Below are 5828 nucleotides of genomic sequence, written 5' to 3' on the forward strand. Positions count from 1 at the left end.
CAGCCCGGCGAGCCAGCCGCGGCCCTCGGGCGGCAGGCTTTCGACGTAGCGGCGCATCGCTTCCACGAGCATGAGTTCGGCGAGCTTGGCCAGGGTCGATGCGGTGCCCGGACTCGCGTGCAAGGACTCGCGCACGCCGGCCTGCAGCAGCTCGCGCAACAGCGCCGCGGCGTGGCCGTCGCCGATCGGAATGCGCAGCATGCGCGGCAGCGCCTCGAACAGCGGCCGACACATGCTGCGGCTGCAGAGCAGATAGCCGCAGACGAAGCGCGTCGCATCGCCGCCGCCACCGTAACGAATCTGGATGAATTGCGGATCGTCGGTCACCTCGGCAGCGCCGGTGCCTTCGTCGCCGAGCGCGGCGATCTGCAAGTCGCTGCCCATCAGGTGGCGATCGTCCTGCGGAAACAGCACGAGATCGCCGGCACCGGCTTCCACCATCTCGCCGGTGTCGCGCAGGCGCAGCTTGCAGCGCCCCTGCACGATGAAGTGGAAGAACACCATGTGCTCGGCCGGCGCGACGCGGTCGCGATAGATCGCCCAGCCCGACTCGCCGCGCACGCACCACGGCGCGGTGAATTCCGCGTTGAGGAACACGGCGCCGTCGAAGTGCACGGATTTGAGTACGTCGGAAAGCGCGTCCATGGAGTTTCGATCAAGGAGTTTCGATCAAGAACTGGAGAGTGTCGGCGAAGTTCCGCGCAGGCCCGAAGCGGATACTAGTGGCGTCGGGCGAAGGGGGCAATTCAACAGCCTGCGGTCGCCTGCATCGGTACTTGCCGCCGAAACCCGAAGCGCGTTCAACCAGAGGAGACTGCCATGAAAATTCTCGCCATCGCTGTGAGCCTGATGTTGACTGGCGCCGCCTGCGCCGCCGATACCGCCGCGTCATCCGCTACGCATCGCTACATGATCGAGCGCACTTTTCCGAAAGGCGCACTCGACGGTCTCGATGCCAAGGCCAAGCAGAGTGTCAACGCGACCAATGCCAAGTTCGGCGTGACCTGGGTCACTTCGTATGCGAACGCCGACAAGACCAAGACGTTCTGTGTCTACGAGGGTCCGAGCGAACAAGCGGTGCGCGACGCGGCCGTGGCCAACAAGATTCCGGTCGACTCGGTCACCGAGATTCCCGTGACGCTCGAATCGAAGTAGCACGCAGCACCGCGCCGACGCCAAAGAGGATAGAACATGAGCGCAAACCATCAAGGCCGTTGCTTCTGCGGCGCGGTGCAATTCACCCTCACCGGCGAGCCCGTGGCGATGGGTTACTGCCATTGCGAATCCTGCCGCGCCTGGTCGGCCGGGCCGCTCAACGCCTTCACGCTGTGGCCGCCGGACGCGTTGAAGATCACCGCGGGCGCCGACAACATCGGCAGCTATGCGAAGACGCCCGCGAGCGAGCGCCAATGGTGCAAGACCTGCGGCGGCCACCTGTTCACCCGCCATCCGGCGTGGAACCTCGTCGACGTCTACGCCGCCGTTATTCCCGATCTGTCATTCAAACCCGGCGTGCACGTGCATTATCAAGAGACCAAGCTGCGCATGCACGACGGCCTGCCGAAGATGAAAGACGTGCCGGCGGAGATGGGTGGGTCGGGCGTGGCGCTGGCGGAATAGCGCTGACGGCAAAGCGCCGTAGGTTGGGGTGAGCTTGCGAACCCCAACAGACTGCCTCACCATCCTCCAATGCGCTACCGACGAGCGAACGTATCCGGCGGGACGTATTTTTTTACGGTGAATCTCACCGATCGATCCAGCCGTTTGCTGGTCGATCGGATCGACGACTTACGCGCCAGCGTGCGCCTGGTTAAGCAGCGGCATCCATTCGAAATCGTGGCGTGGATCGTCTTGCCGGATCACCTCCACGCGATCTGGACGCAACCGCAAGACGACGCGGACTACTCAACACGCTGGGCGTTGATCAAGGCAGGCTTTTCGCGGCGCATCGAACGCAGCGAGCCTATCCGGCCGAGTCGGCGAGCGAAGGGCGAGCGCGGCCTGTGGCAACGACGATTCTGGGAGCATCAGATTCGCGACGAAATCGATCTGCAGCGTCATATCGATTACGTCCATTTCAATCCCGTGAAACATGGACATGCGTTGCGCGCCGCGGATTGGCGGTTCTCCTCAATTCACCGGTATATGCGCTTGGGCGATTTGCCGGGTGATTGGGGGTGATGCGGAATGATGTTGGGGTTCGCTGCGCTCACCCCAACCTACGCGCTACGGTCTTTCCGACAGATGGTTTGCTCGTGATTCTTGGCCCACTCCAAAGCTTTCCGTGCTGCGCCGAGCATCAAAACTGGATCGTAGTGATGCACATCTTCGCCGTAGCGGATTTGGTTCGGGTACGTAGAAGCTCCCGCAGTTTCGGCTTGCAGCAGCTTGCCGACAGTCGCGTCGATGTATCGACGATCAACAGTTACGGAGCAGAGTGAGGCGGCTGACTGCCAGATGCCTGTGGATGAGTCCTGAACCTCACACGTGCAAAGATCTATAAGCAACTCCGCAAGCTTGTGGCCGCGCACGAATCTGAGGTGTTCAATGGGCCATCCGGCTTTTTCAAGCAGCGCTTTCAGTGTGAGCTCAGCAGCGACCAGGCTCAGATACAGGATCGCACCGGTTGCACCCGGTTCGTCCTGTTTTTCGAGGAAATGAGCGGCGTCTACAAGCCTTTCCGCAACCTGTAGATTGTACTCAGGCATTTTTACTCACCCAATGTCAGCAACGACGCGTTCCCTCCCGCTGCCGTGGTATTGATCGTCAGCGTCCGCTCGGTAACGAAGCGTGTGAGGTAGTGCGGCCCGCCGGCCTTGGGGCCGGTGCCGGAGAGGCCTTCGCCGCCGAACGGCTGCACGCCGACGACGGCGCCGATCTGGTTGCGGTTGACGTAGCAGTTGCCGACCTTGGCGCGCTGGGCGATGTGCGCGATCGTCGAGTCGATGCGGCTGTGAATGCCGAGGGTGAGGCCGAAGCCGGTCGCGTTGATCGCGTCGATGACCTGGTCGAGTTCGTCGGACTTCCAGCGGATCACGTGCAGGATCGGACCGAACACTTCCTTGGTCAGCTGCGACAGCGACTTCAGCTCGTACGCGCGCGGCGCGAGGAAGGTGCCGTTCGCGGTTTCGTCGCCAAGCTTCACTTGCTTGATGAGTGTCGCTTCCTTGTCCATGCGCGCGGCATGGTCGGCAAGGTTCTTGCGCGAGGGCTCGTCGATCACCGGGCCGACGTCGGTCGAGAGCAGGCCGGGATCGCCGACCTTCAATTCGTCCATCGCGCCGGCGAGCATGTGGATGACCTTGTCGGCGATGTCGTCCTGCACGAACAACACGCGCGCGGCCGAGCAGCGCTGGCCGGCGGAGTCGAACGCGGAGGCGACCACGTCTTTCACGAGTTGCTCGGGCAGCGCGGACGAGTCGGCGATCAGCGCGTTCTGGCCGCCGGTCTCGGCGATCAGCGCGGCGATCTGCGCATTGCGCGCGGCGAGCGTGCGGTTGATCGTCCACGCGGTTTCGGTCGAGCCGGTCATGCACACGCCGGCGATGTCGGGCTTGGTCAGCAGCGCGTTGCCGATCATCGAGCCCTTGCCGGGCAGGAACTGCAGCACGCCTTCGGGCACGCCGGCTTCGTGCAGCAGTTTGACCGCGGCGTGGCCGATCAGCACGGTCTGGTCGGCCGGTTTGGCGATCACCGCGTTGCCCGCGGCGAGCGCGGCGGCGACTTGGCCGGTGAAGATCGCGAGCGGGAAGTTCCACGGGCTGATGCAGACGAACACGCCGCGGCCGTGCAGCGAGAGCTGGTTCGATTCGCCGGTCGGGCCGGGCAGGTTCTCGGGCTGGAACAGCTTGCGCGCGATCGCCGCGTAGTAGCGGCACATGTCGGCGGCTTCGCGCACCTCGGAGATTGCTGCCGGCAAGGTCTTGCCGGCTTCGCGCACGAGCAGTGCGACGAATTGAGCGCGGCGTTGTTCGAGCAGGTCGGCGGCGTGCTCGAGAATCGCCGCGCGCGAGGCGGCCGGCAGCGCGTCCCAGGCCGGCTGTGCGGCGACGGCGTTGACCAGCGATCGATCGATCGTCGCGGCGTCAGCCTGCTGCTTGCTGCCGACTTTCATACGCCGGTCGGCGGGATTGGTCACGTCCTGCAGCGGCTCGCTCGATTTCGCACCCGGCACGAGCGGCGTTGCGTTCCAGTCTGCCTTCACTGCGCCGACGGCTTCAGCCAGCGCCTTCAATTCGTTGTCGTTGCCGAAGTTCACGCCCATGGAATTTTTCCGTTGTTCGCCAAAGAGGCCGATAGGTTGGGGAATGCGGGGATGCGGTTTGCTCGTGAAGCCGCGCACGACCTCGACCGGGTCGGCGACGAGGTCCTTGATCGGCGTCGACTCGTCGACGATGCGGTTCACGAAGCTCGTGTTCGCGCCATTCTCGAGCAGACGGCGGACGAGGTACGGCAGCAGGTCCTCGTGCGAGCCGACCGGCGCGTAGACGCGGCAGGGCACGTTGAGATTCTTTTCGCCTATCACCTCGTTGTAGAGATCGGCGCCCATGCCGTGCAGGCGCTGGAATTCGAACGGACGGCCCTTGGCGATGTGATGGATCGCCGCGATCGTGTGCGCGTTGTGCGTGGCGAAGGCCGGATAGAACGCGGCTTGGCCGTGTTCGAACAGGCGCTTGGCGCAGGCGAGATACGACACGTCGGTGTTCGGCTTGCGCGTGTACACCGGATAACCGGCGTGGCCGCCTTCCTGCGCGCGCTTGATTTCCGAATCCCAATAGGCGCCCTTGACCAGGCGCACGCAGAAGCGGCGGCCGGTCTTCTTCGCCTGTTCGGCGAGCCAGTCGATCACGAACGGCGCGCGCTTCTGGTAGGCCTGCACGGCGAGACCGAAACCTTGATAACCGTCCAGAGACGGATCGGCATGTACCGCCGCGATCAGGTCGAGCGAGAGTTCGAGGCGATCGGCTTCTTCGGCGTCGACGGTCAGGCAGATGCCCTGCGCCTTGGCCAGCTGGGCGAGCGCGAGCAGTTTCGGCTGCAGTTCGGCGTAGACACGTGCGCGCTTGCCGACTTCGTAGCGCGGATGCAGTGCCGAGAGTTTGATCGAGATCGACGGCGCGTCGAGGATGTCCTTGAAAGGACCGCGTGCGCCCAAAGCCTTGATCGCGTCGACATAGGCCTGGTAGTAGCGCTCGCCGTCCGGCGTGGTCAGCGCGCCTTCGCCGAGCATGTCGTAGGAATAACGGTAGGCGCGGTTTTCCTTCTCCTGGGCGCGGTCGAGGCCCTCTTTGATCGTGCGGCCCATGACGAACTGGTGGCCCATGATGCGCATCGCCTGGCGCACGGCGAGGCGGATCACCGGCTCGCCGGCGCGGCCGACGAGGCGCTTGAGCGCGCCGGTGAAGTTGCGCTGCGTTTCGTCGGCCAGTTCGATGAACTTGCCGGTCAGCATCAGACCCCAGGTGCCGGCGTTGACGAACAGCGAATCGCTCTTGCCGAGGTGCGACTCCCAGTTCGCTTCGCCGAGCTTGTCGGAGATCAGCTTGTCGGCCGTGTCCTTGTCCGGGATGCGTAGCAGCGCTTCGGCCACGCACATCAGCAGCACGCCTTCCTCGCTCGACAGGTCGTACTGGCGCATGAACGCTTCGACCGCCGAGGCGTCTTGCGCCTTGGCGCGGACGCGAGCGACGAGTTCAGTTGCGCGCGCCAGCACGAGATCGCGCTCGGCGTCGGGCAGCGCGGCCTGGCCGAGCAGTTCGTTCATCGCTTCGGTTTCGTCGCGGCAATAGGCCGCCGTCATCAACGCATGTGCCGCGTCGGGCGCGGGA

6 protein-coding genes are annotated in these 5828 nt (G+C 64.3%); 3 read left to right on the plus strand and 3 right to left on the minus strand.

From position 1 onward, the window contains the following. Window positions 1–645: cupin domain-containing protein (locus VF497_RS00435; RefSeq protein WP_330885148.1), on the minus strand; the 645-nt coding region annotated here is incomplete at its 3' end. Between the two features lie 174 nt (window positions 646–819). Here VF497_RS00435 and VF497_RS00440 point away from each other — a divergent pair. The 3 genes from VF497_RS00440 (at window position 820) to VF497_RS00450 (ending at window position 2181) form a co-directional block, all read left to right on the plus strand. Beyond that, a complete protein-coding gene (locus VF497_RS00440; RefSeq protein WP_330885150.1) occupies window positions 820–1155 on the plus strand; it encodes a DUF4242 domain-containing protein in 336 nt (111 codons plus the stop codon). A 36-nt stretch (window positions 1156–1191) separates the two neighbouring features. Beyond that, window positions 1192–1620, plus strand: coding sequence for a GFA family protein (locus tag VF497_RS00445; RefSeq protein ID WP_330885152.1), 429 nt, complete (start codon window positions 1192–1194; stop codon window positions 1618–1620). A gap of 69 nt (window positions 1621–1689) precedes the next feature. Beyond that, on the plus strand, window positions 1690–2181 hold the full coding sequence (locus VF497_RS00450; protein ID WP_330885154.1) for an REP-associated tyrosine transposase: 492 nt from the start codon (window positions 1690–1692) through the stop codon (window positions 2179–2181). Window positions 2182–2219: 38 nt separating this feature from the next. Here the strand turns inward: VF497_RS00450 and VF497_RS00455 are convergent, their stop codons facing one another. After that, window positions 2220–2708: a hypothetical protein gene (locus tag VF497_RS00455; RefSeq protein WP_330885156.1), complete on the minus strand. Its 489-nt coding sequence runs from the start codon at window positions 2706–2708 to the stop codon at window positions 2220–2222. A 2-nt stretch (window positions 2709–2710) separates the two neighbouring features. After that, a partial coding sequence (putA, locus tag VF497_RS00460) for a bifunctional proline dehydrogenase/L-glutamate gamma-semialdehyde dehydrogenase PutA (protein ID WP_330885158.1) occupies window positions 2711–5828 on the minus strand: 3118 nt, incomplete at its 5' end.

The organism is Rudaea sp. (assembly GCF_036383415.1).
In the GTDB taxonomy this organism is placed as follows: Bacteria; Pseudomonadota; Gammaproteobacteria; order Xanthomonadales; family Rhodanobacteraceae; genus Rudaea.